Annotated in this window: 24 protein-coding genes; 5 read left to right on the top strand and 19 right to left on the bottom strand. The window is 63.5% G+C overall.

Going from position 1 to position 23,773, the window contains the following annotated elements:
* Window position 1: 1 nt before the first annotated feature.
* From FJ973_RS21750 to FJ973_RS21740, 3 genes are all read right to left on the bottom strand, one after another.
* The gene (locus FJ973_RS21750) at window positions 2-328 is read right to left on the bottom strand and encodes a BrnA antitoxin family protein (protein WP_140496628.1); all 327 of its coding nucleotides are present in this window, start codon (window positions 326-328) and stop codon (window positions 2-4) included.
* A complete protein-coding gene (locus tag FJ973_RS21745) occupies window positions 312-527 on the bottom strand; it encodes a BrnT family toxin (protein ID WP_140496630.1) in 216 nt (71 codons plus the stop codon). The genes FJ973_RS21750 and FJ973_RS21745 overlap by 17 nt, the downstream gene beginning before the upstream one ends.
* Window positions 528-687: 160 nt before the next feature.
* Complete coding sequence (locus FJ973_RS21740) at window positions 688-1,839, bottom strand: ceramide glucosyltransferase (RefSeq protein ID WP_140557635.1); 1,152 nt, start codon at window positions 1,837-1,839, stop codon at window positions 688-690.
* Between the two features lie 231 nt (window positions 1,840-2,070).
* On the opposite strand from FJ973_RS21740, the gene apaG reads away from it, so the two are divergent.
* Window positions 2,071-2,463, top strand: a complete 393-nt coding sequence (apaG, locus tag FJ973_RS21735; protein WP_140496634.1) for a Co2+/Mg2+ efflux protein ApaG — start codon at window positions 2,071-2,073, stop codon at window positions 2,461-2,463.
* 134 nt (window positions 2,464-2,597) lie between these two features.
* Here the strand turns inward: apaG and FJ973_RS21730 are convergent, their stop codons facing one another.
* The 3 genes from FJ973_RS21730 to FJ973_RS21720 all read right to left on the bottom strand — a co-directional run bounded on the left by FJ973_RS21730 (window position 2,598) and on the right by FJ973_RS21720 (window position 5,879).
* Window positions 2,598-3,629 (bottom strand): Hsp33 family molecular chaperone, encoded by a 1,032-nt coding sequence (locus tag FJ973_RS21730; RefSeq protein WP_140513251.1) that lies wholly within the window; start codon window positions 3,627-3,629, stop codon window positions 2,598-2,600.
* A 123-nt stretch (window positions 3,630-3,752) separates the two neighbouring features.
* Window positions 3,753-4,664: an ornithine carbamoyltransferase gene (gene argF / locus FJ973_RS21725; RefSeq protein ID WP_140557633.1), complete on the bottom strand. Its 912-nt coding sequence runs from the start codon at window positions 4,662-4,664 to the stop codon at window positions 3,753-3,755.
* A gap of 15 nt (window positions 4,665-4,679) precedes the next feature.
* Window positions 4,680-5,879: an aspartate aminotransferase family protein gene (locus tag FJ973_RS21720; RefSeq protein ID WP_140523959.1), complete on the bottom strand. Its 1,200-nt coding sequence runs from the start codon at window positions 5,877-5,879 to the stop codon at window positions 4,680-4,682.
* Between the two features lie 355 nt (window positions 5,880-6,234).
* Between FJ973_RS21720 and FJ973_RS21715 the strand changes: the two genes are divergently transcribed.
* Window positions 6,235-6,753, top strand: coding sequence for a GcrA family cell cycle regulator (locus tag FJ973_RS21715; protein WP_140496642.1), 519 nt, complete (start codon window positions 6,235-6,237; stop codon window positions 6,751-6,753).
* Between the two features lie 125 nt (window positions 6,754-6,878).
* On the opposite strand, the gene FJ973_RS21710 is transcribed toward FJ973_RS21715, so the two are convergent.
* From FJ973_RS21710 to FJ973_RS21700, 3 genes are all read right to left on the bottom strand, one after another.
* Window positions 6,879-7,886 carry a magnesium and cobalt transport protein CorA gene (locus tag FJ973_RS21710; protein WP_140496643.1) on the bottom strand — a complete coding sequence of 336 codons (1,008 nt, stop codon included), beginning with the start codon at window positions 7,884-7,886 and terminating at the stop codon, window positions 6,879-6,881.
* Window positions 7,887-7,982: 96 nt separating this feature from the next.
* On the bottom strand, window positions 7,983-8,708 hold the full coding sequence (gene phoU / locus FJ973_RS21705; protein ID WP_140496645.1) for a phosphate signaling complex protein PhoU: 726 nt from the start codon (window positions 8,706-8,708) through the stop codon (window positions 7,983-7,985).
* Between the two features lie 112 nt (window positions 8,709-8,820).
* Window positions 8,821-10,086, bottom strand: a complete 1,266-nt coding sequence (locus tag FJ973_RS21700) for an ATP-binding protein (protein ID WP_140557631.1) — start codon at window positions 10,084-10,086, stop codon at window positions 8,821-8,823.
* Window positions 10,087-10,280: 194 nt separating this feature from the next.
* On the opposite strand from FJ973_RS21700, the gene ppk2 reads away from it, so the two are divergent.
* Window positions 10,281-11,189, top strand: coding sequence for a polyphosphate kinase 2 (ppk2, locus tag FJ973_RS21695; protein WP_140496649.1), 909 nt, complete (start codon window positions 10,281-10,283; stop codon window positions 11,187-11,189).
* 56 nt (window positions 11,190-11,245) lie between these two features.
* On the opposite strand, the gene FJ973_RS21690 is transcribed toward ppk2, so the two are convergent.
* The 3 genes from FJ973_RS21690 to FJ973_RS21680 form a co-directional block, all read right to left on the bottom strand.
* Entirely contained in the window at window positions 11,246-12,013 is a 768-nt protein-coding gene (locus tag FJ973_RS21690) for an enoyl-CoA hydratase-related protein (protein ID WP_224518985.1), read from the bottom strand.
* A complete protein-coding gene (locus tag FJ973_RS21685) occupies window positions 12,010-12,648 on the bottom strand; it encodes an acyl-homoserine-lactone synthase (protein WP_140496654.1) in 639 nt (212 codons plus the stop codon). Before FJ973_RS21685 ends, FJ973_RS21690 begins: the two co-directional genes overlap by 4 nt.
* A 96-nt stretch (window positions 12,649-12,744) precedes the next feature.
* Window positions 12,745-13,671 carry a LuxR family transcriptional regulator gene (locus tag FJ973_RS21680; RefSeq protein ID WP_246675918.1) on the bottom strand — a complete coding sequence of 309 codons (927 nt, stop codon included), beginning with the start codon at window positions 13,669-13,671 and terminating at the stop codon, window positions 12,745-12,747.
* Between the two features lie 60 nt (window positions 13,672-13,731).
* Between FJ973_RS21680 and FJ973_RS21675 the strand changes: the two genes are divergently transcribed.
* Window positions 13,732-14,583 carry a transporter substrate-binding domain-containing protein gene (locus tag FJ973_RS21675; RefSeq protein WP_140557629.1) on the top strand — a complete coding sequence of 284 codons (852 nt, stop codon included), beginning with the start codon at window positions 13,732-13,734 and terminating at the stop codon, window positions 14,581-14,583.
* Window positions 14,584-14,677: 94 nt separating this feature from the next.
* Here the strand turns inward: FJ973_RS21675 and FJ973_RS21670 are convergent, their stop codons facing one another.
* Window positions 14,678-15,085: a tellurite resistance TerB family protein gene (locus tag FJ973_RS21670; protein ID WP_140496659.1), complete on the bottom strand. Its 408-nt coding sequence runs from the start codon at window positions 15,083-15,085 to the stop codon at window positions 14,678-14,680.
* Between the two features lie 160 nt (window positions 15,086-15,245).
* On the opposite strand from FJ973_RS21670, the gene FJ973_RS21665 reads away from it, so the two are divergent.
* Complete coding sequence (locus tag FJ973_RS21665) at window positions 15,246-16,892, top strand: lysine--tRNA ligase (RefSeq protein ID WP_140523947.1); 1,647 nt, start codon at window positions 15,246-15,248, stop codon at window positions 16,890-16,892.
* Here FJ973_RS21665 and FJ973_RS21660 read toward each other — a convergent pair.
* From FJ973_RS21660 to FJ973_RS21635, 6 genes are all read right to left on the bottom strand, one after another.
* Entirely contained in the window at window positions 16,858-17,709 is an 852-nt protein-coding gene (locus FJ973_RS21660) for a thermonuclease family protein (RefSeq protein WP_348641382.1), read from the bottom strand. The genes FJ973_RS21665 and FJ973_RS21660 overlap by 35 nt on opposite strands.
* An 11-nt stretch (window positions 17,710-17,720) precedes the next feature.
* Window positions 17,721-18,365 (bottom strand): helix-turn-helix transcriptional regulator, encoded by a 645-nt coding sequence (locus tag FJ973_RS21655; RefSeq protein ID WP_140496665.1) that lies wholly within the window; start codon window positions 18,363-18,365, stop codon window positions 17,721-17,723.
* Window positions 18,366-18,488: 123 nt separating this feature from the next.
* Window positions 18,489-19,034 (bottom strand): thioesterase family protein, encoded by a 546-nt coding sequence (locus tag FJ973_RS21650; RefSeq protein ID WP_140523944.1) that lies wholly within the window; start codon window positions 19,032-19,034, stop codon window positions 18,489-18,491.
* Window positions 19,035-19,098: 64 nt separating this feature from the next.
* Window positions 19,099-21,318 (bottom strand): 3-hydroxyacyl-CoA dehydrogenase NAD-binding domain-containing protein, encoded by a 2,220-nt coding sequence (locus FJ973_RS21645; RefSeq protein WP_140557626.1) that lies wholly within the window; start codon window positions 21,316-21,318, stop codon window positions 19,099-19,101.
* 14 nt (window positions 21,319-21,332) lie between these two features.
* Window positions 21,333-22,541, bottom strand: a complete 1,209-nt coding sequence (locus FJ973_RS21640; RefSeq protein ID WP_140557624.1) for an acetyl-CoA C-acetyltransferase — start codon at window positions 22,539-22,541, stop codon at window positions 21,333-21,335.
* A 31-nt stretch (window positions 22,542-22,572) separates the two neighbouring features.
* The gene (locus tag FJ973_RS21635) at window positions 22,573-23,742 is read right to left on the bottom strand and encodes an acyl-CoA dehydrogenase family protein (RefSeq protein ID WP_140496673.1); all 1,170 of its coding nucleotides are present in this window, start codon (window positions 23,740-23,742) and stop codon (window positions 22,573-22,575) included.
* Window positions 23,743-23,773 lie beyond the last annotated feature (31 nt).

Here is a 23,773-nt window from a genome sequence, read left to right as displayed (position 1 = left end):
ATTACAGGCCTGCCGCTTTGCGCAACGCTTCGTTCATGCGCGTCTGCCAGCCATCACCACCGGCCCTGAAACGGTCGACAACATCGGCGTCGAGGCGCAACTGTACCGCACGTTTGGGTCGCGCAAGCGGCGGTCGGCCAACTTTGCGGCGCGAAGCGGCATCGGTCGGCTGCGCATCCGGATCGGCCTCGGCGGCGGCAGTGATCGCAGCATCTTCCTCGTCGGTCCTCGCGCCAAGCGCCTTTCTGGCGAGCCCCAAAGCATCAGCGCGCGACTGCTTTGGGGGAGTAGCCTCGCGGCGCACGATCGTCTTAGAGGTTTTCGACATAGTCCGTAATCTCCTGTCTCGTTGCCTTGCGTAGCGAAATTACGCGGATCGCATGGCTTCGCTCGACATAGACCATCACATAAACGCCAGCCTCGATCAGACCGATGGCAACAAGACGATCCTCGCCAAAATCCTCGCTGTCATCGAGCCGGATAACGGCATTGGCGAAATCGAAGGACGGAGCGATCGCGAAATCCACGCCATGCTTGGCCCTGTTTGTCTTTGCCTTGTTTCATCCCACTCGAACAGCATCGCCGTCGGGGCGCTCCATAGGTTATTGTATACACAAAAATAGAGCCAAGTTCAACAATTTTTGTATATACGATAACCTTCCTCGACATCAAGCTGAACCGCCGACATCAAGCGCGGGAGGGCGTCTCTTCGAGCTCGGCCGCCTTGGTGCCGATGGTCATGGCGTTGCCGCGCCAGTCGACGGCCCCGCCCAGCCAACCGCGCATCCAGATCGCCGGCAACATCAGGTCGCGTGCGATCATCGCGGTGACGATGCGCGGCGACAGATACCAGCCCTTTGCCGAGGCGAGCATGCATTCCGGCAGGTAGGCGAGCGCCAGCACGCAAAGCGCTGTCATGGGCAGGCTGACGCCGGCGCTGGCCGCGGCGATCAGCGCCAGCACGAGCGGAGCCGCCACGCCGGTCAGGATCTCGGGCGCGAAGAAGAGCGGAAAGGTGACGCGGCGCAGGCGCGCCCAGCGGGCCTGGCGCGACCAGATCTCGCCCGGCATGCGCTGCCCGAGCGGCTGCTCGAAGGGCGAAGCGACGAGATTGACGCGCAGGCCGAGCCTGTTGACCAGTTTGGTCGACGCGGCATCCTCCGCGATCTCGGCGGCGAGCGCACGGATGCCACCATTGGCGTCGAGCATCTGCTTGTTCCACAACATGCTCTTGCCCTGGGCAAAGCCGAGGCCAAGCGCCTCGCCGGCATATTGCCAGCGCGCCTGCAGCGTGTTGAGGAAAGCGCATTCGACTTCTGCCCAGAAGCCGTCGGGCCGCGAACCGATCGGCGTCGAGCAAACCAGGCCGGTGTCCCGCCGCCATGCCGCCATCAGGTGCTGGACGTAGTCTTTCGGCATCAGCACGTTGGAATCGGCGAGAATGACCCAGTCGTGGCGCGCTGCCTCCCAGCCCTTGACGCAGTTGTTCAGTTTCGGGTTGGCGCTGACGCGGTCGTCGCCGGTGAGCAGGCGGGCCGGCACGGCTGGAAAGCGGGCGATCGCGGCGCGGATCGGCTTGACCGCGGGGTCGTCGGCATGGGCGACACAAAAGATCAGTTCGTAGCGCGGCCAGTCGAGCGAGAAAGCGCGCTCAAGCGTCTCATGGGTAAACGGCTCGACGCCGCGCGCCGGGATGACGATCGACACAGGCAGCGGCTTGCCGGCCGGCGGCGCGATGGCGGCGCGCCGTTTCAGGCGCGAGCAGGCGAGCAGGATGCTGGCGAGATTTGAGGCGATGAGAGCGATCGAAAGCGAGCCGGTTATGAGAGCGAGTTCCATCGATATCCGGTCACTCCAGAAAAACCGGCCCGCTTGGCGGCCGTTTTCGACAGTTCGACAGAGCGCCCGAGTCGCCCGGCATTGCTGGTGCACACCATCACTGTCATGTGTCACTCAAATGACATTGTTTGTCGGCACCTGCCCTTCAGGGACAGCAACTCGGACGCGCACGGTTGATCGAACCGCAAAGAGCGCCGAATGTTCCACACCGGATTTGTTTTGGAGCCGCTCATGTACCGCGCCGTCACGCGCAACATCGAAGTGCAGGTCAGGCCGTTCTATCTCGAGGACCGCTCGGATCCTTCGGAAAACCGCTATGTCTGGGGCTACCAGATAACGATCGACAACCAGTCCGACGAATTCGTGCAGCTGTTGTCGCGCTATTGGCACATAACCGACGGCGCCGGCCGGGTCGAGGAAGTGCGAGGCGCCGGCGTGGTCGGCGATCAGCCCGAACTCAATCCCGGCGACAGCTATCAATACACGTCGGGCTGTCCGCTCTCGACCCCGTCGGGGATCATGGTCGGCCACTACACCATGCGCAACGAGCGGGGCGAGACATTCGACATCGCCATCCCCGCCTTCTCACTCGACCTGCCGGGGACAAGGCGGACGGTGAATTAGACCAGGCGAAATCGGCGACAGCGTCGCCCCGTCCTATACGGCGAGAAATGTCCGGCAGGACAATGAGGGGCAGCGCCGCCCCTCGTCCGCCCTTCGGGCACCTTCTCCCCGTAGAACGGAGAGAAGGTGGAACCCTACTGGGTCGTAAATTCCGCCGGGTCGAAGTCATATTGCGTCGAGCAGAACTCGCAGGCGACGTGGATCCCACCGTCCTCGGTGCTGTCCTTGATCTCCTGCGCGGAGAAGCCCTCGAGGATGCCGCGGATCTTGTCGCGGGAGCATGAGCACTGATCGGCGACGGGAACGCCGCCGAAGACGCGCACGCCATGCTCGTGGAACAGACGATAGAGCAGCCGCTCTGCGCCGATGGTCGGATCGATCAGTTCGGTCGGCTCGATGGTGCCGAGCAGCGCCAGCAATTCCTGCCAGGAATTGTCTGTGGGATCGTGGATCTCCTCGCGCGGATCGCCATCCCCGCCGGGCAGGTCAGGAACGCGCATGCGCTCGGAGGCCTGCGGCAGGAACTGCGCCAGGATGCCGCCTGCCCGCCACTGCTCGCGCGCGCCGCCGGGGCCGGGCGTCAAAAGCTTGGCGACGGAAAGCCGGAGATCGGTCGGGATCTGCTCCGACTGGCGGAAATAGGTGCGCGCGGCCTCTTCCAGGGTCTCGCCGTCGAGCTGGACGATGCCTTGGTAGCGCTGCGTGTGAGCACCTTGGTCGATGGTCAGCGCCAGCACACCATTGCCGAGCAGCGTTTGCTGCGAGGTCTCGCCGGCCGCAATCAGCGCCTCCAGCCGGTCGGCATCGAAGCGCGCATAGGCGCGCAGCGCCGAGGGCGTGGAAAAATCCGCGACCAGCATGTCGACAGGGCCGTCGGTGCGGGTCTGCAGGATGAACTTGCCCTCGAACTTGAGCGAGGTGCCTAGCAGCACCGTCAGCACACAGGCTTCCGCCAGCAACCGGGCGACCGGCTCGGGATAATCATGGCGGCCAAGGATCGCGTCGAGCATCGGTCCAAGCTGCACGGTGCGGCCGCGCACATCGAGCGGGCCGACCTCGAAGGGCACGACGTGATCATCGCCGGCGTAACCGAATTCGCCGAGTTTGGGGTGATGTTCAGCCACTTGATGGGTTTCCAGCATGACAAAGCTCCAGGGCGCGGCCATGCCGCCCTTTGGGGAGCATGCGTCTAAACGCGCTTGATTTGCGTGATGCCGCGCAGATAGGCATCGCGCCTCCGGAGATCAAGTTCCCCGGCACGTCAAGCGCCAAGACACTTCAAGTCCACTTCAGGCCCCAAGACACCAGGCAAGCACGGCCTTCTGGGCGTGGAGCCGGTTCTCGGCCTCGTCGAAGACCACCGAATGTGGACCGTCGATGACCTCGTCGGTCACTTCCTCGCCGCGATGCGCCGGTAGGCAGTGCATGAACAGCGCGTCGGGCTTTGCCTTGGCCATCAGCTTGGCGTTGACCTGGTAGGGCGAAAACACATTGTGGCCGCGGGCACGGTGCTCCTGGCCCATCGACACCCAGCAGTCGGTGACGACGCAGTCGGCCTGGTCGACGGCTTCCTCTGGCGAGCGGGTAAAGGAGAGCTTGCCGCCATGCGCCTTTGACCAGTCGACATGCTTCTGCGCCGGCTCGCTGCCTTCGGGCACCGCGACGTTGAGGTTGAAGCGGAACCGCGCCGAGGCTTCCAGCAGCGAATGCAGCACGTTGTTGCCGTCGCCGGTCCAGGCGATGGTCTTGCCGGCGACCGGACCGCGATGCTCCTCGAAGGTCATGATGTCGGCCATCAGCTGGCAAGGATGGGTATCGTCGGTGAGCCCGTTGATCACCGGGATGGTCGCATTCTCGGTCAGTTCCAGCAGCCGCTCATGCGAGGTGGTGCGGATCATGATGGCGTCGACATAGCGCGACAGAACCTTGGCTGTGTCGGCGATGGTCTCGGAGCGGCCGAGCTGCATCTCGGTGCCGGTCAGCATGATGGTCTCGCCGCCAAGCTGACGCATGCCGACATCGAAGGAGACACGCGTGCGCGTCGACGGCTTGTCGAAGATCATCGCCAGCACCTTGCCTTCGAGCGGTTTCGAGCGCTCGCCCGCCTTGAGGCGCGCCTTGCGCTCCATTGCGTCGGTCAGCATGGAGCGCAGGTCGCCTTCGGAAACGGCGGAGAGGTCGGTGAAATGACGAAGTGACATCAGGAGCTTTCGAATTTACTTCGCGGCTTCAGCGGCAATTGCCTCGGACAGGGCCTTGGCGCCGGCGCGAATGCGCTCCAGCGCTTCATGGATCTCGCTGTCCGTGACGGTGAGCGGCGGCAGCAGGCGAATGACGTTGTCGCCGGCCGGAACCGCGAGCAGATGCTGGTCGCGCAGCGCCATGTTCACCTTGCCGTTGGGCATGGCGCATTTGAGGCCCAGCATCAGCCCCGTGCCCCTGATGTCCTCGATGACCTCGGGGAATTCGTCGGCCACCCCTGCCAGCCCTTGCTTCAACAACAGCGCCTTGCGCTGCACATCCGCCAGGAAGCCCTCCTCCAGCACCACGTCGAGCACGGCATTGCCGACCGCCATGGCCAGCGGGTTGCCGCCGAACGTAGTGCCGTGGACGCCCGCGGTCATGCCGACAGCCGCCTCGTCGGTGGCAAGGCAGGCGCCCATCGGGAAGCCACCGCCAATGCCTTTGGCGATGGCCATGATGTCTGGAGCGACCCCCGACCATTCATGCGCGAACAGCTTGCCGGTGCGGCCGATGCCGCACTGGACCTCATCGTAGATCAACAGCAGGCCGTGCTGGTCGCAGAGCTGCCGCAGCCGCTTCAGCGATTGTGTCGGCACCGGGCGGATACCGCCCTCGCCCTGCACCGGTTCGATCAGGATCGCCGCGGTCTCCGGCGTGATCGCCTTTTCGGCGGCGTCGATATCGTCGAAGCCGACCTGGTCGAAACCCTCGACCTTCGGGCCGAAACCTTCGAGATATTTGTACTGGCCGCCGGCCGCGATGGTCGCCAGCGTGCGGCCATGGAAGGCGCCTTCGAAAGTGATGACGCGGAAGCGCTCGGGATGCCCCTTGACGAAATGGTAGCGCCGCGCCGTCTTTATCGCGCATTCCAGCGCCTCGGCGCCAGAATTGGTGAAGAACACCTTGTCTGCGAAGGTGGCGTCGGCCAGCCGCTCGCCGAGCCGGCTCTGCCCCGGGATCTCGTAGAGATTGGAGACGTGCCAGAGTTTGGCAGCCTGCTCGGTGAGCGCCGCGACCAGATGCGGATGGCCGTGGCCCAGCGAATTGACGGCTATGCCGCCGGCAAAGTCGAGATATCGCTCGCCCTTGTCGGTAACCAGCCAAGTGCCTTCCCCGTGATCGAAGGCCAGGGGTGCGCGAGCAAAGGTCTCGAAAAGCGCCGAACCGCTCATTATATGCGTCTCCGGAACCGGAAAATCAAAAAAGCCGCCAAAGCGGCGGCCTTTGCGGCTTATCGGGTTTTTCAGCCATGAAGTCAACGAAAACGTCGCGTAGTGGCGCGCGGCAAGCCTCCCGACGGGACGCCGGCTCATAAGTGAGCTGGCAAGTTGGGGAAAACCGAAAAAACCGATTCGTGTTGCACTTCGGACTCTTGTCACCGAGTCAGCGCATAAGGTAGTTGTAGTCGGGAAATAACTAGATTTCGTGCGGCGGACCTAATCACCAGATATATGTGGTGTCTGCCCCAGCAGTGGTGCTGGGCCGGGAATGGATTCCGATTGCCGTACGCTTAGCAGGAGCGCGGTCATGAATTGGACTGACGAGCGGGTCGAACTCTTGAGAAAACTGTGGTCGGAGGGTCTGAGCGCAAGCCAGATTGCTGCCCAGCTTGGAGGGGTCAGCCGCAATGCCGTCATCGGCAAGGTGCACCGGCTGAAATTGTCGGGCCGCGGGCGCGCCACGGCAGCGCCGGCACGCCAGAAGAAGACGGCGCAAGGGTCGGGCGCGCAGAAATCGGTGTCGCGCCCCGCGAGTGCGACCCGCCACGTCACGACATCGATCGGAGCAACGGCGCTGCAAGCGCAGTTCGATGCCGAGCCGGTGGCCCGCCACTATATCCGGCCGGTCGAGAATGTGGTGGTGCCGATCTCGCGGCATCTCCAGCTCACCGAACTCACCGAGCGCACCTGCAAATGGCCGAACGGCGATCCGCTGTCGGAGGACTTCAATTTCTGCGGCAACGAAGCCGCCGAAACCGGACCCTATTGTAAATACCATGCCCGCGTGGCGTTCCAGCCGGCAGCGGAGCGGCGGCGGAATAGATAAGGGACTAAGGCAGTAGGGCAGTAGGGCAGTATGTTTTGAATTTGCGCTCCCGAGCGTTTAGCCTACTGCCTACTGCCTACTGCCTACTGCCTACTGCCTACTGCCTACTGCCTACTGCCCTACTCTCACAGCCATCCATTCTTGCGAAACCGCCAGTAGAGGAAGCTGCAGATCAGCGCGATCGCCAGCAGCACCATCGGGTAGCCGTATTCCATCTTCAGTTCCGGCATGTCGCTGAAATTCATGCCGTATATGCCCGCGAAGGCTGTCGGCACGGCCAGGATTGCCGCCCATGAGGCGAGCTTTTTGGAGATCGCCGTTTCCTGGCTCTGGCCCACCAGCAGGCTCGCCTCGAAAGCAAAGGCCAGCACTTCGCGCAAGCTGTCGATCTTTTCCTGGACGGTGCGGATATGGTCGGTCACGTCGCGAAACAGCGGGTGCATGGCTGAATGGATCTGCGGCAGGTCGGCGCTGGTCAGCCGGCGGCAGACCTCCACCAGCGGCAGTGCGGCATTGCGCAGCCGCAACAGATCGCGACGCAGCATATAAAGGCGTTCGATATCGGGGCCGGTCATCGGCTTCAGCAGGACCCGGTCCTCGATCGCCTCGACCTCATCCTCGATCTGCTCGAGCACCGGCATGTAGTTGTCGACGATGAAATCGAGAATGGCATAGAGGACGAAATCCTCGCCCTTGGCCAGTGAATGCGGGCAGCTTTCCCAGTGCTGGCGCACCACAGCATAGGATGTCGAAGGGCCGTGCCTGACGCTGACGATGTAGCCGCTGCCCACGAACAGATGCGTCTCGCCGAAGGTGACGCGGCCCTCGATCAGCTGCGCGGTGCGGGCGACGATGAACAGCGCATCACCATATTGCTCGATCTTCGGCCGCTGGTGCGGATGCTCGGCATCCTCGATTGCGAGCTCATGCAGATGAAATTGCGCCTGCACGCGCAGCAGAAGCTCGCGGTCGGGTTCAAGCAGCCCGATCCACACGACGTGTCCCGCTTTCCTGGCCCATGTGCCGGCTTCCTCGATCGGGATGTCGGCGATGCGGCGCCCGGCTGTGTAGACGCTGGAGGCGATGACGGCCGATGTCGGCGGCGCGGGCTTGAAGTCCCGGACATATTCCATCGCAGCCTCCCGAAGCACTGCCTTTGCGGGGAACCAGCAGGCTTGCCTCAGGGATAGTCTAGCGCAATACGACCAAGCGTTCGAGAGAAAGTGCGTTCACTTGATCGGCTGCGTTGCGGAAAGGCCGATCTTGTCCGTCTTGTCGCCCTTCGGCCGGTCGGCAGGCATCTGGTCGCCGGTGACGATATAGTAGATCGTCTCGGCAATGTTGGTGGCATGGTCACCGATGCGTTCGATGTTCTTGGCGCAGAACAGCAGATGCGTGCAGGGCGTGATGTTGCGCGGATCTTCCATCATGTAGGTCAGCAATTCGCGAAACAGCGACGTGTACATGGCGTCGATCTGGTCGTCGCGGTCACGTACGAAGCCGATCCTTTCGACCGAGCGCGAGGCGTAGACGTCGAGCACTTCCTTGAGTTGGGTCAACGCCAGGTCGGCCAGGGCTTCGAGGCCGCGGAACAGGCTGGTCGGCTGGCGCCCGTCGGCAACCGCCACCACACGCTTGGCGACATTCTTGCCGAGATCGCCGACCCGCTCGAGATCGGCCGAGATGCGGATCGCGCCGACGATCTCGCGCAAGTCCGTCGCCATCGGCTGGCGCCGGGCGATGATGATGATTGCCCTGTCGTCGATTTCGCGCTGGCCTTCGTCGAGGACGGCGTCGTCGCGGATCACCTTCTGGGCAAGGCCGGGATCGGCATTGACCAAGGCGGAGATCGCCTGTTCGACCATGCGTTCGGCATGTCCGCCCATGGCGGCGATGCGCTTCGACAGATCTTTCAGCTCCTCGTCATAGGCGCTGACTATGTGCACGGACTGCATGACCGGATGCCTTCCCACGGATGATCTGATTTTGAGTCGTTTCCTCGAATCCCCGCTGATACGCTAACCGGATGACAGAAAAAAGAAATGGCACCTTGGAAACTAGGGCGGCTCAGGCCGCCGGCAAATGAACCGAGAAGGCGGCGCCCTTGCCGACTTCGGACTTGATCGAGAGCCTGGCGTTGTGGCGCGTCAGGATATGCTTGACGATCGACAGGCCAAGGCCTGTGCCCTTCTGGGTTCGACTGCTCTCGACGTCGACGCGATAGAAGCGCTCCGTGATGCGCGGAATGTGCTCCTCGGGAATGCCGGGGCCAAAATCCCTGATCGTCACGTCGATGCCCGCTTCGCCCTCGGCGTCGCCGCGCTCGATCGACACCACCACGCGGCCGCCCGACTGCCCATATTTGCAGGCGTTTTCCAGAAGGTTCTCGAAGACCTGGAACAGTTCGTCGCGGTCGCCCGGCACGTCGAGAGGGCCGTCGGCGAAATCCCGCTCGATGACGACGCCGTTTTCCCGCGCCAGCGGGGCCAGCGAATCGATGACGCTGTCGACGGTCTGGCGCAGGTCGACCTCGGTCCCCGGCCGCAGATAGGGCTTCATCTCCAGCCGCGACAGCGACAAAAGGTCATCGATCAGGCGTGCCATGCGGCCGGTCTGGTTCTGCATGATCTGCAGGAACTGCTCGCGCGCCGCCGGGTCATTGCGGGCCGGTCCGCGCAGCGTTTCGATGAAACCCGATATCGAGGCGAGCGGCGTGCGCAATTCGTGGCTGGCATTGGCGATGAAATCTGCGCGCATGCGGTCGATGCGGCGCGCTTCGCTCTGGTCCTTGAACACCATCACGTAGAGATCAGTGCCGTGACCGACGGAGGAGGCACTGACCCGGTAAGTCCGCTCGACCGGCAGCCTCTCGGTGTAATCGATGACATCCGACGCGACCTCGCCCGACAGCACGCCGTCCAGAAGAGCCTGCATTTCCGGCGCCCGGAATTTCAGCGACAACGATACGCCAGGCGCGATGCCGCCGAAGGCGGCGAAGGCGGCGGCGTTGGCATGAACGATGGCCGCGGCATGGTCGAAGATGATCAAGGGGTCGGCGACGGCCGCCGCCAGATATTCGCCGGACAGGCGTTGCAGGCCGATGGCCTCGATCGCCGCGCCGCTTTCGCCGGGCTGGCGCGTGGCTCCAGCCGGTATCATCGCCGCCACCAGCAGCAAAGCCAGCGCCGGCAGCAGCACATAGGCGGAAATGCCCGCAAAGGCATAAACCGCCATGACCGCGACAAGACCGGCGACCAGCAACCATCGGCTGTTCCACAGCCGCGCGGCAAGCGCCTGCGTCACGCCCTTCTCATCTGCGCCCTGGTCCGCCATTCGCGCCTGCGCCCCGCTCCCGGTCCGGCAATTTCGCTGGACCGGCCTGGCGCATGACGCCGAAAAATCAGAATCGATTTTCGGAAAGGATCATGCGCAAAATCCAAAAGTGCAGCGCCCTTTGCGTCTGAAGCGGCGCGCGGCACTGCAATGGCTCAATAGCACGAGTCCGTAAGCTGGAAAGGTTCGTCTCGATGAAAAAAGCCAAGGAAAACACCGCCGCGCCGACCCCGGGGCCGCTGAAGCTCAGGATCAACGGCAAGGAGCGGGAGTTCGACATCGAGAATCCAGCACTGCCGGACTGGATCGAGGAGCGCAAGCTGACCGCGGGCGGCTATCCCTACGACAAGAAGATGAAAAGCGACGAATATGACGAGACGCTCGAGGCATTGCAGATCGAGCTGGTCAAGGCGCAGGCGTGGCTGCAGTCGACAGGCAGGCGGATGATGGCGCTGTTCGAGGGCCGCGACGCGGCCGGCAAGGGCGGCACGATTTTCGTCCTGCGCCAGTACCTCAATCCGCGCACGGCACGCAACGTGGCGCTGACCAAGCCGACGCCGACCGAGCTGGGGCAATGGTACTACCAGCGTTATGCGGACCACTTCCCGACCGCGGGCGAATTCGTCACGTTCGACCGTTCCTGGTACAACCGCGCCGGCGTCGAACCGGTGATGGGCTTCTGCACGCCAGAACAGCACGAGAAGTTTCTCGACGAGACACCGCACTTCGAAAGGATGATCGTCAATGACGGCATCCACTTCTTCAAATTCTGGCTGAACATCGGCCGGGAAACGCAGCTCGAGCGATTTCACGATCGCCGCCACAGTCCGCTGAAGAGCTGGAAGTTTTCGCCGATCGACATTGCCGGCATTACCAAGTGGGACGATTACACCAGGGCGCGCGATACCATGTTCGAGCGCACCCACAAGGAATTCGCTCCGTGGATCATCGTGCGTGCCAACGACAAGCGCCGCGCGCGGCTGGCGGTGATGCGGCGCATCCTCCTGTCGCTGCCTTATGACGGCCGCGACCTCGACATCATCGGCAAGGAAGACAAGAAAATCATCGGCGAAGGGCCGTCATTCCTGGCAAAACAGGACTGACGGTGCCTGCGCCACGCGGCACTGGACCGCGTGGCGCAACGCCTTCGGCGCGACGCTCAGGCCGCCAACCGGGCAATCCGCTGCAGCCGCCGCAACGTGGTGTCGTCCTGCAGCGCCTGCTGGAACAACGAAATCTCCTGATCGATGCGTTCGCAAAGTTCCGCGGGGTTCCCCTTGAGCAGGCCGCGCGTCTGCAGCAGCGCGGCGACCGGCTTCCTGGCGAGCTGCCTTGCCCGGCCGAGGGTTGCCTCCTCGACGCTGCCTTCGGAGACGATCTCGGCGACCAGGCCGAGCGCCCTGGCGTCGTCGGCGCGCAGCGTGTCGCCGAGGCAGAAAAAGCGGAAGGCGCCGGCGTAGCCGAGCTTCTGCGGCGCCAGGATGCTGGTCGCGGCATCCGGCACTAGGCCGAAATCGACGAACGGCACCCGGAACGTGCTTTCGGCGGACGCGATCACCATGTCGCAATGGAACAGGATGGTGCAGCCAACGCCGACCGCATCGCCGTCGACACAGGCCAGTATGGGTTTGGGGAACGTCGCCAGCGTGCGGAACATGTCGGTGACGGCGGCGATCAGCTTCTGGTGCTTGGTAGCGTCGAGAAATTCGGAAAAATCGCCGCCGAGGCAGAAGCAGCCCGCCAGACCGCGCAGCACGACGACACGCACATCGTCATTGTCGGCGGCTTCGTGAAATGTCCTGGCCAGGCTTTCATAGGCCCTTCTGTCGAGCACCGGCCGGCCGTCGGTCGACGAGACCGTGACGATCAGCGTGTGGTTGCGCAGTTCGGGTTGCGGGTGCGCGTTCATGGCCGTTTCCGATCTCATGACGCCCGCCTTTGCCCGAACATATCGGGATATCCCCTGGCCAGAACGGGAGCGTGGTGATTGCGGCGCGAACGCACCACATCCAGCGTGTGCTCATTGAAGGTGAGCAGCGTCGCGACGACCTGCTGGTTGCCATAGGTGCGCTGATAGCCCAGCGGCGTGGCCAGGAAATGCAGCTGCAGCGCGCGCAGCACCCACATCGGCTCGAACTCGATGATCACCTTGTCGACGCCGCGCTTCAGCCCCCACTCGACGAAGCCGGCAATGAGCTCGGTACCGACGGTCGAAACGCCTCGGCGGCCGTCGCGAAAGCCGGGAGCGACCGCATAGCGGGTCAGTTCCCAGATGTTCGGACCCGACGGCGGCGTTCCCACGGAAAGATCGGCCAGCACCTCCGTTAGCAGATGCGGCCGCGTGGTCGGCAACATCCTCTGATAGCCCGCGACCTCGTTGCCTCTGATGACGATCTGATGCACCGCTTCGTCATGATCGAACTGGTCGATCTCGAATCCATCGGGGCGCCGCAGGTCCTCCCACCCCATTTCCTCGACAAAAATCCTGTAGCGCAGCCGATGCACGGCCTCCCACAGATCGGGATGTTCCATCAGTTCTTTTGTTGTAAGGGAAAAAATCATTTTGCCGTCTCCTGTTCAAGAGGAAGATACGGCCGTGCCCTCGCAAGAAAATTACGCGATCACGTAGGCAGGAATTTCTAGGCCGACCCGGCCGACCTAACTAATATAGCCGCGCCTTATCGCTTCAGCGACTGCCTGTACGCGGTTGACGGCGCCGAGTTTGCTTTTGGCGTTAAGGAGGTGTTTCTCCGACGTGTGTTCGGAGATGCCGAGGATTTGCGAAATCTCCCATTCGGACTTGCCGACGGCGGCCCATTGCAGGCATTCGCGTTCGCGCGGCGTCAGCTCGACATTATCGATGGTCTTGCTGGCCTTCGTGTGAAGCTGCATGGCCCGGCCCACCGCATAGGTCGACACCAGCGACACCAGACCGAACTCGGCGGCGGACAGTTCCACGGCCTCGCCACCCAGTGACACCATGACGATCTGGCCGTCGAGCGTGATGAGCGGGAAGGCCAGCCCGTCGCGCAGCTTGAACACGACGGCGTCGCCCATCACTTCGCCGCTGCTTCTGTCGATGCTAACGCCCTGGGCCGCTTCCCGCCACTGGAACGGCGCCTGCAACTGTTTCATGTGACTGACGATCGGGTCGTGATCGACATAGTTGCGCGCCACGTACCGCTCCAGCCATTCGACAGGCCAGTCGCAAAGCAGCACATGCTGCTTCTGCTGGCCGGTCGGCGTGCCCGGTTGCGGCACGGTGCCCGCCATCAGAGCGGTCAGGCCAAAATCCGACGTTATGCCCAACAGCCTCTCGCAAACCGCAGCCGCCGTTCCGGCATGCTGCAGGTGATCTATGTATTCCAGCGTGCGATCGAACTGACCCATCGCAACATCAAACCCCATGTTGCCTCGTTGAAATCGATGATCCGTGCCTTGTTGGCACTTCGCCACCGACCAGGGATTGCAAAGCGTTGCCTTGTGGTTGTGGTTCTCGACCCTGGTCCCCACCCGGGCAGCCACCGCTGTTTGCAAACCTGCTAAAGCATATCCTGAAATCGACGCGTTGAAATCAAAAAGCATTGTGCCTGTACTATTTTCGTACCAGAACCGATGCGAACACAGGTGCGGTGGAAGTTTATCATGGCGTTCCAGCGGAGGTCTCTCGTCCTTGCATCGATGCTGATCGCGTCGCTGGCGTCGGGTGAGGGCGCGCGCGCGGCCGAGCCGCAGGTACCGGTGCTGTGGGATGCCAAGGAGCGGCTGCCGAAACCGGATCTCTCCGCGCTGCCGCGGCTGCGGTTCCTGACCACAACCGATTTCCCGCCCTTCAACTTCCTGGACGGCGCGGGAAAGCTGTCCGGTTTCCACATCGACCTGGCGCGCGCCATCTGCGCCGAGCTCGGCATCGTCGACAAATGTCAGATCCAGGCATTGCCGTGGGCCGAGCTCGAAGAAGCGCTTGAGAAAGGCGAAGGCGAAGCGATCATCGCCGGCATCGCCGCGACGCCGCAGTCACGCCAGACATACGCCTTCTCGCGCCCCTACCTGCAATTTCCGGCGCGCTTCATCATGCCGAAGGGCGAGGCGCTGACCGAGCCGCTGTTCGCCAAGCTGCGCGGCAAGCGTGTCGGCGTGATATCAGGCTCGGCGCATGAGCGCATGCTGCGCGATTATTTCAACACCGTTCAGGTCGTCACCTTCGACAGGCCGGAAGACCTCTACGCCAACCTCAAGGCCGGCAAGATCGATGCCGCCTTCGGCGATGGCATGCGTTTCGCCTTCTGGCTGGGCGGTTCGGATGCGGCCGGCTGCTGCCGCTTTGCCGGCGGACCTTATCTGGCGCCGGAATATCTGGGTTCGGGCATGGCCATCGCCGCCCGATCCGATGACCCGGCGCTGGCCGCCGCTCTCGACTACGCGCTGCAGGAGATTTCGCTGAAAGGCACGTTCGCCGAGTTCTACCTGCGCTATTTCCCGGTCAGCTTTTTCTGATCCGGTCCCGGTCAGTTTCTTCTGATCCGGTCCCAGTCAGCTTTTTCTGATCCGGTGCCGGTCAGTTTCTTCCGGTCGGGTTGAGTGTCGCCGCTCAGGTCAGCGTGCGCAGGCGCGCCTTGGCCGCACGCGCGATCGCCGCGACGGTCAGCGTGTCGAGATCGAGCTTGAGGCGAATGAGTTGGAGCACCCGCACCTCCTCCATCCGCATTTCGAGATCGACGGCCGCGACCTCGAAGGCGGCCGCATAGGCGGTGTCGCGCAGGCGCTCCGGCAGGGCCTCGGCCACGCTTGCCAGGACACCCTCCAGCCCGCCCTTTTCATGCAGCTTCTTCTGGCAGGCCTGGGCGACGCCAACCAGGCGGTCGTGGTCGAAATCCTCGAACACCGGCCATGAGCGGACGACCTCGCCGATCCGCGCCAGCTCGACATCCGTCATGTCGCGGTCGGAGGCGGAGGTGATGACCATCAGGTAGATCAGCGCTTCATGCGGGGTCGGCATTCAACAACTCCTCGATACGGGCTGCGAAGGTAGGAACGCGTTCCCTGCGCTGCAAGGAAAAAGCGCCGCGCTCGTTGACGCTCCGGTCAGGCGCGCATAGAGACCGGTTGAAAAATCCTCACTTGCGGCTTTGCCGGCGTCTAATTTGGAAAACAGTGACATGGCGGGATCAAACATCATCGATCTCAATCCCGAAGTGCTGACGGCGGCGGCCGAAAGCAAGGCGTGGCCGTTCGAGGAAGCCCGCAAGATCATTGAGCGCTACAAGGGCCGCGAACTCCCGCAAACGGTGCTGTTCGAAACCGGATATGGCCCGTCCGGCCTGCCGCATATCGGCACGTTCGGCGAGGTGGCGCGCACGTCGATGGTGCGGCATGCCTTCCGCGTCATCACGCAGGACAAGGTCGCTACCAAGCTGCTGTGCTTTTCCGACGACATGGACGGCATGCGCAAGATACCCGACAGCGTGCCGGATCGCGCGGCGCTGGAGCCGCACCTGCACAAGCCGCTGTCTTCGGTGCCCAACCCTTTCGGCGGCGATTATGCGAGTTTCGCCGACCACAACAACGCGATGCTCTGCCGCTTCCTCGACACGTTCGGCTTCGACTACGAGTTCGCCAGCGCGACGCAGTACTACAAGACCGGCCGCTTCGACGCGATGCTGTTGCGCGCGGCCGAACGCTACGACCAGATCATGGCGGTGATGCTGCCGACGCTGGGAGAGGAGCGGCAGGCGACCTACAGCCCGTTCCTGCCGATCTCGCCGAAGAGCGGCCGCGTGCTCTACGTTCCCATGAAGCATGTCGATGCCAGGGCGGGCACCATCACCTTCGACGATGACGGTACCGAGACCACGCTGCCGGTTACCGGCGGCAAGGTGAAGCTGCAGTGGAAGCCCGATTTCGGCATGCGCTGGGCGGCCCTTGGCGTCGATTTCGAGATGTTCGGCAAGGACCATCAGACCAATGCGGTGGTCTATGACCGCATCTGCAACATCCTCGGCGGGCACGCGCCGGAACATTTCGTCTACGAGCTGTTCCTGGACGAGAACGGCCAGAAGATCTCCAAATCCAAGGGCAATGGGCTGACCATCGACGAATGGCTGACCTACGCGCCGACGGAGAGCCTGGGACTCTATATGTACCAGCGGCCGCGACAGGCCAAGAAGCTCTATTTCGACGTCATCCCCCGGGCCGTGGACGAATATTACACCTTCCTTGCAGCCTATCGGAGGCAGGACTGGAAGGAACGGCTGGGCAACCCGGTCTGGCACATGCACGACGGCAATCCGCCCGCCATCGATATGCCCGTGCCGTTCTCGCTGCTGCTCAACCTGGTCAGCGCCTCCAATGCGCAGAACAAGGACGTGCTGTGGGGCTTCATCTCGCGCCATGTGCGGGGCGTGACGCCGGCGACCCACCCTGAGCTCGACAGGCTGACGGGTTATGCGATCCGCTATTTCGACGATTTCGTGAAGCCGACGAAGACCTTCCGCGCGCCCGACGACGTCGAGCGGGAGGCGCTGGAAGCGTTGGATCAGGCGCTTGGCGCCCTGCCGGCGGGCTCGGACGGCGAGGCGATCCAGAATGCCGCGCTCAACGTCGCCCGCAAGGTGGAACGCTATCAGGATCATTCCAAGAAGAGCCCCGAAGGTGGTCCGGGCGTTTCGGGCGCCTTCTTCCAGATGATCTACCAGGTGCTGATCGGGCAGGAGCGCGGACCGCGCTTCGGCTCGTTCGCGGCACTCTACGGCATCGCCGAGACGCGCGGGCTCATTCAGAAGGCGTTGGCTGGTCAGCTGGCTTGAGAATGCCGCCGACCTCTTCCAAGATCGAGCCCGGCGCTTGCGGCGCCGGGGCGCGGGCGGCCGGCATCGAAGGCACGCCTGAAAGGCTTGGCGCCGATCCGAAAATGCCTTTCCTTTCGCTGCGCGCTTTTTCCCCGACTTCGACGTAAGGGCCGCCTTTGGCGGCGCGCGCCCAGCCGTTCTCGACCAGCCATCGGCCGACATCCTGCTTGCCGATCCGGCAGTCGGCGGCGATCAGGTCGCGGCCGCCTTCCGGCGGCACGGCGCAGACCACCGCCCGGCCGCGCAGGAAGGCGCGGAACGCCGTGCGCGCGCGGACGCCGCAGGGCCAGGATTTACCGTCCGAGGTGCAGGTCTCGTCCTGCCCGACAATGTCGACGCCGGAAACCGCGACAGAATAGCCCTTCGCCTCGATCAGTCCGGCGGCGGGCGCGACCGGCTGGAACAGCTTCGTCCCTTTCCAGTCGTCCGGCATTTTCGGCTTGGGCGGCATGGCCAGCGCCAGCTTGCTCAACGGCGCGCGCGGCTCCACCCGCTCCAGCTCCTTGCTGGGAAGCTCCGGCGGCGCCACGACTTGGGGATCGATCGCACGCGAGTGCGGGCTAGCGGCGGGGGGCGGCGGAGCGGCAATGGCCGATGTGGCCCGCTCCTCCGGCACACCGTCGGTGCCTGGCTGAGAGACCGTATCGGCGCTCGGATCGATCTGTTCCACCCCGACGGCAGCTTCGCCGCTCTTCAGCGCGCGGCCGCCGGCGACTACCAGCGCGGCCATTCCAGGGACCATCAGAACCGCAAGGACAAGATGAGGAAGCCGCACCAGCCCGCACCCTATTGGCTTGCCCAGACGATCCGCGCCACCCATTCAACCTCGCGCATGGGAATGTCGCGGTCCGGATGATCGGGATTGAGCGAAACCAGTGCGATCGACCTGGCGGTCTGGCGATCGAGCACCTTGGCCATCACCTCGCCGCCCGTCGTCTTGACGACGACGCGATCGCCCTTGCGGATGAGGGCTGCCGGCTCGACGATGAGCACGTCGCCATTGCGGTAGAGCGGCAGCATTGAATCGCCTTGCACCTGAAGCGCATAGGAACTCTCGGTCGATTGCGCCGGCAGTTCCACCAGATCCCAGCCTTGACCGGCCGGGAAGCCGGCATCGTCGAAAAACCCGCCGGCGCCGGCCTGGGCAAAGCCGAGCAACGGAACGGCACGCCCGCGGGCGGGCATCGCGCCGTGGCCGGCCCGACCTTCTATCAGCCCGGTGAATTCGTCGAGCGAAGCGCCCGTCGCCTCGATGATCTTGGCCAGCGATTCGGTCGAGGGCCAGCGCGGCCTGCCGTCCGACGACAGTCGCTTCGACTTGTTGAAGGCAGTCGAATCAAGGCCGGCCCGCTTCGCCAGGCCGGAAGCCGAGAGCGAATACCGCTCGGCCAGAGCGTCGATGGCGGCCCAAACACGGTCATGCGAGAGCAATTCCGCTCTCCTTGCAAAAAGGAAAAAATGCCTTTCCTTTCTAGTCTTCGAATGAACGTTTGTCCACCGGTTGTGCCATGGCACTACATCTTCCTGCTGGCCGCGCCAATTCCGGTTTCCGGATCAACCGATCCGCTTGGCCTGCCCGCGCAGGTTCCGGTGCGAGGCCATGAACGCCCGCTCGGCTTCGCTGGGCGGACGCGGCTGGGCGGAGCGGCCAAGCGCGGCGACGACCTCGTCAATATCGAGAAAGCGCCGGGCGGCGCGGTCGTAGACGCCGGCTGTCGTCATGATCAATGCGGCGGTCTCGCCATTGTCGAGGACGAAACGGTGCTTGCCGATGACCTGGCTGCCTTCCCAGGTCTCGATCGAAGACACCACTTCGAAACGCCGCCACAGTTTGATCTCACGCACATAGGCCGATTGCAGCCCGCCGATCATCGGCGCCCAGCCATTCGTTCTCGCCAGAGTGATGAGGCCGGCGCGGATGAAGATATCGATGCGGCCAAGGTCCGCCAGCATCATATAGCGGGCATTGTTGAGATGGCGGTTGAAATCGATGTCCGTCGGCAGGCAGCGAAAGGCCAACCGGCTTTCATCACCCATCTGGTAGGAGCCACGGCTGCCCGCCGTGGCCATCATACGCGCAAGGCGCCCCCAGACATACATTACGGCGCGGCGCGTCTTTTCGGACGCGCAAGGGACGCCGCGGCACCTTTGATTCCGGCCACGCTCAGGCCGCCTGCTTCACGTCGCCCTTCGCGTAGGGGTCGAAGCGCTGGTAGAAAGTCTCGCCCTTTTCGGCCATGTCGAGCAGCAGCCTGGGCACCTTGAACTCGGCGCCGTATTTCTTCTGCAAGCTCTTTGCGATCTTGACGAACTGCCCGGCGCCGATGCCGTCGATGTAGGACAGCGCGCCGCCCGTATAGGGCGCGAAGCCGAAGGCCAGGATCGAGCCGACATCGGCCTCGCGCGGATCGGTGACGATGCCCTCCTCCATCACCCGAGCCGCTTCCAACGCGATGGTGACCAGCAGGCGCTGCTGCAATTCCGCATAGTCGACCTTCTCCGGCTTGAGCTGCGGATAGAGCTCCTTAAGGCCCGGCCACAGCTTCTTCTTGGCCGGCTTGGCCGGATAGTCGTAGAAGCCCTTGCCGTTCTTGCGGCCGAAGCGGCCGTGGTCGTCGGCCATGGTGTTGATCAGCGCCATCTGCTTCGGGTCGACCGCCTTGTCGCCGAGATCCCTGATGGTCTGCTTCATGATCTTCTGGGCGAGGTCGATGGCCGTCTCGTCGGTCAGCGCCAGCGGGCCGACCGGCATGCCGGCGGCCTTGGCGGCGTTCTCGATCATCGGTGCCGGAACGCCCTCGATCAACATCTTGTAGGCTTCCGACATATAGCGCAGCACGCAGCGGTTGACGTAGAAACCGCGCGTATCGTTGACGACGATCGGCGTTTTCTTGATGGCGCGCACGAAGTCGATCGCGGTGGCCAGCGCCTTGTCACCGGTCTTCTTGCCAAGGATGATTTCGACCAGCATCATCCTGTCGACCGGCGAGAAGAAATGGATGCCGATGAAATTCTTCGGCCGCGCCGAATTCTTGGCCAGGGCGGTGATCGGAATGGTCGAGGTGTTCGACGCGAAGATCGCCGACGACTTCAGCACCGCTTCCGCCTGTTCGGTGGCGCTTTTCTTCACCGCGGAATCCTCGAACACCGCCTCGACCACGAGATCGCAGCCGGCAAGGTCGGCATAGTCCGATGTCGGCGTGATCAGCGACAGGAGCCTGTCCTTGTCCTCGGGCTTGGCACGCCCCTTCTTCACCTGATCCGAGATCAGACCATCCGAATGGGCCTTGCCCTTCTCGGCGGACTCCATGTCGCGGTCGAGCAGCACCACCGGGATGCCGGCTTTGGCCGTGACATAGGCAATACCGGCGCCCATGAAGCCCGCGCCGAGAATACCGATCTTCTTGAACCTGGTTTCCGGCACGCCAGCCGGGCGGCGCGCGCCCTTGTTCAATTCCTGCAGCGACACGAACAGCGAGCGGATCATCGCCGGTGCTTCCTTGGTCTGCATGATCTCCGTGAAATAGCGCTGTTCGATCCTGAGCGCGGTGTCGAACGGCACCAACAGGCCCTCATAGACGCATTTCAGGATCGCCGCGGCGGCCGGATAATTGCCATAGGTCTCGCGGCGCAGGATGGCGATGGCCGGGGGCCACAGATTGGCGCCCGCCGCCGAATAGACCGGACCGCCGGGCAACTTGAATCCGTTCTCGTCCCACGGCGCTACCGGCTTGAGGCCGTTCCTGATCATGGTCTTCGCAGTCTCGACCAGCTTGGCCGGCTCGGCGATCTCGTGGATCAGGCCCATCGACTTCGCCTTCTGCGGCGACAGGTTCTGGCCGGAGGTCAGCATTTGCAGCGCCTGCTGCTGGTCGGTGAGACGCGGCACCCGCTGGGTGCCGCCGGCGCCCGGGAAAATACCGATCTTCACCTCGGGGAGCGCCATCTTCACCTTGTCGGAATCGGCGGCGACGCGGCCATGGCAGGCCAGCGACATTTCGAATGCACCGCCCATGCAGGTGCCGTTGATTGCCGAAACCCACGGCTTGCCCGACGTCTCCAGCTTCCGGAACAGGCCGGTCATGGTGCCGGCGTTTTCGAACAGCGCCCTGGTGGCCTTTTCGAGATCCTTGCCCTTTTCAACCGCGAAGGTCGTCAGCATCTTCTGGAGCATAGTGATGTCGGCGCCGCCTGAGAACGTATCCTTGCCGGAGGTGATGACCGCGCCCTTGATGGCGGCGTCGCCCGCCACCTTGTCGACAATGGCGTTCAGCTCGCGCATCACCTCCTCGGTGAAGACGTTCATCGAGCGGTCCGGCATGTTCCATGTGACCAGTGCAATGCCGTCGGCGTCGGTGTCGAGGGTGAAATTGGTGTAGCTCATCGTTTCTCTCCCCGTCAGACGCGTTCGATGATGGTTGCGGTGCCCATGCCGGCGCCGATGCACAGCGTCACCAGCGCGGTGTTCAAATCGCGGCGCTCGAGCTCGTCCAGCACGGTGCCGAAGATCATCGCGCCGGTGGCGCCCAGCGGATGGCCCATGGCGATGGCGCCGCCATTGACGTTAATCCTGTCGTGCTCGATATCGAAGGCCTGCATGTAGCGCAGCACCACGGAGGCGAAGGCCTCGTTGAGCTCGAACAGATCGATGTCCGACAGCTTCATCTTGGCGCGCTTCAACAGCTTCTCGGTGACGTCAACGGGGCCGGTCAACATCAGCACCGGCTCGGAGCCGATGTTGGCGAAGGCGCGGATGCGGGCGCGCGGTTTCAGGCCCATGGCCTTGCCGGCCCGCTTCGAGCCCAGCAGCACGGCCGCCGCGCCGTCGACGATGCCCGACGAATTGCCGGCATGGTGGACGTGATTGACCTCCTCCACTTCCGGATGCTTCTGCACCGCCACGGCGTCGAAGCCGCCCATTTCGCCGGGCATGACGAAGGAGGGATTGAGCGAGGCCAGCGACTGCATGTCGGTCGATGGGCGCATATGCTCGTCATGGTCGAGGATGGTGAGACCATTCTGGTCCTTAATCGGGATCACCGAATTCCTGAAGCGGCCATCGGCCCAGGATTTTGCCGCGCGCTTCTGGCTCTCGACGGCGTAGGCGTCGACATCGTCCCGGCTGAAGCCGTATTTTGTGGCGATCAGGTCGGCCGAAATACCTTGCGGCACGAACCAGCCGGGCAGGCCGACCGAAGGGTCCATGAACCAGGCGCCACCCGAGGCGCCCATGCCGACGCGCGACATCGATTCGACACCGCCGGCAATGACGATCTCATCGGCGCCCTGGGCTATCTTGGCGGCGCCGAAATTGATGGCGTCGAGGCCGGAGGCGCAGAAGCGCGAGATCTGCATGCCGGGCGCCGAGGTCGCGTAGCCGGCCTCGAAGGCCGCGGCGCGCGGAATGACCGACCCCGCCTCGCCGACCGGGTCGACACAACCGAAGATGATGTCGTCGACAGTTGCAGTGTCGAGCCCGTTGCGGTCGCGCAGCGCCTCCAGCGTCCTGGCGGCGAGCCGCACTGCCGGCACTTCGTGCAGCGAGCCATCCTTCTTGCCCCTGCCGCGCGGCGTGCGAACGGCGTCATAGACGTAAGCTTCGGCCATTTTCCTGCTCCTTGGGTTTGCCGACCGATGCTCAGAGCGAGCGGCCGATCAGCAATTTCATGATCTCGTTGGTGCCGCCATAGATGCGCTGGACGCGGGCGTCGCGGAACATGCGGGCGATCGGATATTCATTCATGTAGCCATAGCCGCCATGCAGTTGAAGGCATTCGTCGACGACTTTGCCCTGCAGGTCGGAAAGCCAGTACTTGGCCATCGACGCCGTCACCGGATCGAGACCGCCATCGATGTGGCGCGCCACGCAATCATTGTAGAAGACGCGGCCGATCGTGGCCTCGGTCTTCAGTTCGGCCAGCTTGAACTGGGTGTTCTGGAAATCGATGACCGCCTTGCCGAACGCCTTGCGCTCCTTGACGTATTCGATGGTCAGCGCCAGCGCGCGCTCGACCATGGCAATCGCGCCTGTGCCGATCTGCAAACGCTCCTGCGGCAATTGCTGCATGAGCTGGATGAAGCCTTGTCCCTCCTCGTGGCCGAGCAGGTTGGAGGTCGGCACACGCGCATCGTTGAAGAACAGCTCCGATGTGTCATTGGCCTTCAAGCCGATCTTGTCGAGGTTGCGGCCGCGCTCGAAGCCGTCGACCTCGTCGGTCTCGACGACGATCAGCGAAGTCCCCTTGGCGCCCTTGTCCGGATCGGTCTTGGTGACGACGATGATGAAATTGGCGAGCTGGCCATTGGTGATGAAAGTCTTGGAGCCATTGATCTTGTATTGGTTGCCGTCCCTCTCGGCCCGCGTCTTGACGCCTTGCAGGTCGGAGCCGGCGCCGGGCTCCGTCATGGCGATGGCGCCGATCAGTTCGCCGGTGGCGAGCTTCGGCAGCCATTTCTTCTTTTGCTCCTCCGAGCCGTAGTGGAGGATGTAGGGGGCGACGATCGAATTGTGCAGACCGATGCCGAAGCCGTCGACGCCGACATGGCCGATGGCCTCGATGATGGCGCTCTCATGGGCGAAGGTGCCGCCCGATCCGCCATATTCCTCCGGCATTGAGGCGCAGAGCAGGCCGGCGGCACCGGCCTTCAGCCAGCTCTCGCGGTCGACCATTTCGTTCTTCTCGAACTCGTCGTAACGCGGCGCGATCTCTTCGGACATGAAGCGGTGCGCCATGTCGTAGAGCATGCCGACCTCGTCCGCCGCCCAGGCGGGCTTCGGCAGGCCAAGGATTTCGGCTGGGTTGGTCATGCGATGATCTTCCTCCCAAGGTCTGCCATCG

The organism is Mesorhizobium sp. B2-1-3, from assembly GCF_006442495.1.
GTDB lineage: Bacteria > Pseudomonadota > Alphaproteobacteria > Rhizobiales > Rhizobiaceae > Mesorhizobium.
Note: the sequence above shows the minus strand (reverse complement) of the source record. Positions and strands in the feature narration are given on the sequence as shown.

What these genes read in the sequence shown, in the direction of transcription:
- FJ973_RS21730 (WP_140513251.1), bottom strand. Translation starts at nt 3,629, where the DNA reads ATGGCCGCGCCCTGGAGCTTTGTCATGCTGGAAACCCATCAAGTGGCT.
- FJ973_RS21675 (WP_140557629.1), top strand. Translation starts at nt 13,732, where the DNA reads ATGGCGTTCCAGCGGAGGTCTCTCGTCCTTGCATCGATGCTGATCGCG.
- FJ973_RS21670 (WP_140496659.1), bottom strand. Translation starts at nt 15,085, where the DNA reads ATGCCGACCCCGCATGAAGCGCTGATCTACCTGATGGTCATCACCTCC.
- FJ973_RS21740 (WP_140557635.1), bottom strand. Translation starts at nt 1,839, where the DNA reads ATGGAACTCGCTCTCATAACCGGCTCGCTTTCGATCGCTCTCATCGCC.
- FJ973_RS21715 (WP_140496642.1), top strand. Translation starts at nt 6,235, where the DNA reads ATGAATTGGACTGACGAGCGGGTCGAACTCTTGAGAAAACTGTGGTCG.
- FJ973_RS21635 (WP_140496673.1), bottom strand. Translation starts at nt 23,742, where the DNA reads ATGACCAACCCAGCCGAAATCCTTGGCCTGCCGAAGCCCGCCTGGGCG.
- FJ973_RS21640 (WP_140557624.1), bottom strand. Translation starts at nt 22,541, where the DNA reads ATGGCCGAAGCTTACGTCTATGACGCCGTTCGCACGCCGCGCGGCAGG.
- FJ973_RS21685 (WP_140496654.1), bottom strand. Translation starts at nt 12,648, where the DNA reads ATGATTTTTTCCCTTACAACAAAAGAACTGATGGAACATCCCGATCTG.
- ppk2 (WP_140496649.1), top strand. Translation starts at nt 10,281, where the DNA reads ATGAAAAAAGCCAAGGAAAACACCGCCGCGCCGACCCCGGGGCCGCTG.
- argF (WP_140557633.1), bottom strand. Translation starts at nt 4,664, where the DNA reads ATGTCACTTCGTCATTTCACCGACCTCTCCGCCGTTTCCGAAGGCGAC.
- FJ973_RS21710 (WP_140496643.1), bottom strand. Translation starts at nt 7,886, where the DNA reads ATGGAATATGTCCGGGACTTCAAGCCCGCGCCGCCGACATCGGCCGTC.
- phoU (WP_140496645.1), bottom strand. Translation starts at nt 8,708, where the DNA reads ATGCAGTCCGTGCACATAGTCAGCGCCTATGACGAGGAGCTGAAAGAT.
- FJ973_RS21750 (WP_140496628.1), bottom strand. Translation starts at nt 328, where the DNA reads ATGTCGAAAACCTCTAAGACGATCGTGCGCCGCGAGGCTACTCCCCCA.
- FJ973_RS21720 (WP_140523959.1), bottom strand. Translation starts at nt 5,879, where the DNA reads ATGAGCGGTTCGGCGCTTTTCGAGACCTTTGCTCGCGCACCCCTGGCC.
- FJ973_RS21645 (WP_140557626.1), bottom strand. Translation starts at nt 21,318, where the DNA reads ATGAGCTACACCAATTTCACCCTCGACACCGACGCCGACGGCATTGCA.
- FJ973_RS21650 (WP_140523944.1), bottom strand. Translation starts at nt 19,034, where the DNA reads ATGTATGTCTGGGGGCGCCTTGCGCGTATGATGGCCACGGCGGGCAGC.
- FJ973_RS21665 (WP_140523947.1), top strand. Translation starts at nt 15,246, where the DNA reads ATGGCGGGATCAAACATCATCGATCTCAATCCCGAAGTGCTGACGGCG.
- apaG (WP_140496634.1), top strand. Translation starts at nt 2,071, where the DNA reads ATGTACCGCGCCGTCACGCGCAACATCGAAGTGCAGGTCAGGCCGTTC.
- FJ973_RS21680 (WP_246675918.1), bottom strand. Translation starts at nt 13,671, where the DNA reads ATGCTTTTTGATTTCAACGCGTCGATTTCAGGATATGCTTTAGCAGGT.
- FJ973_RS21690 (WP_224518985.1), bottom strand. Translation starts at nt 12,013, where the DNA reads ATGAGATCGGAAACGGCCATGAACGCGCACCCGCAACCCGAACTGCGC.
- FJ973_RS21700 (WP_140557631.1), bottom strand. Translation starts at nt 10,086, where the DNA reads ATGGCGGACCAGGGCGCAGATGAGAAGGGCGTGACGCAGGCGCTTGCC.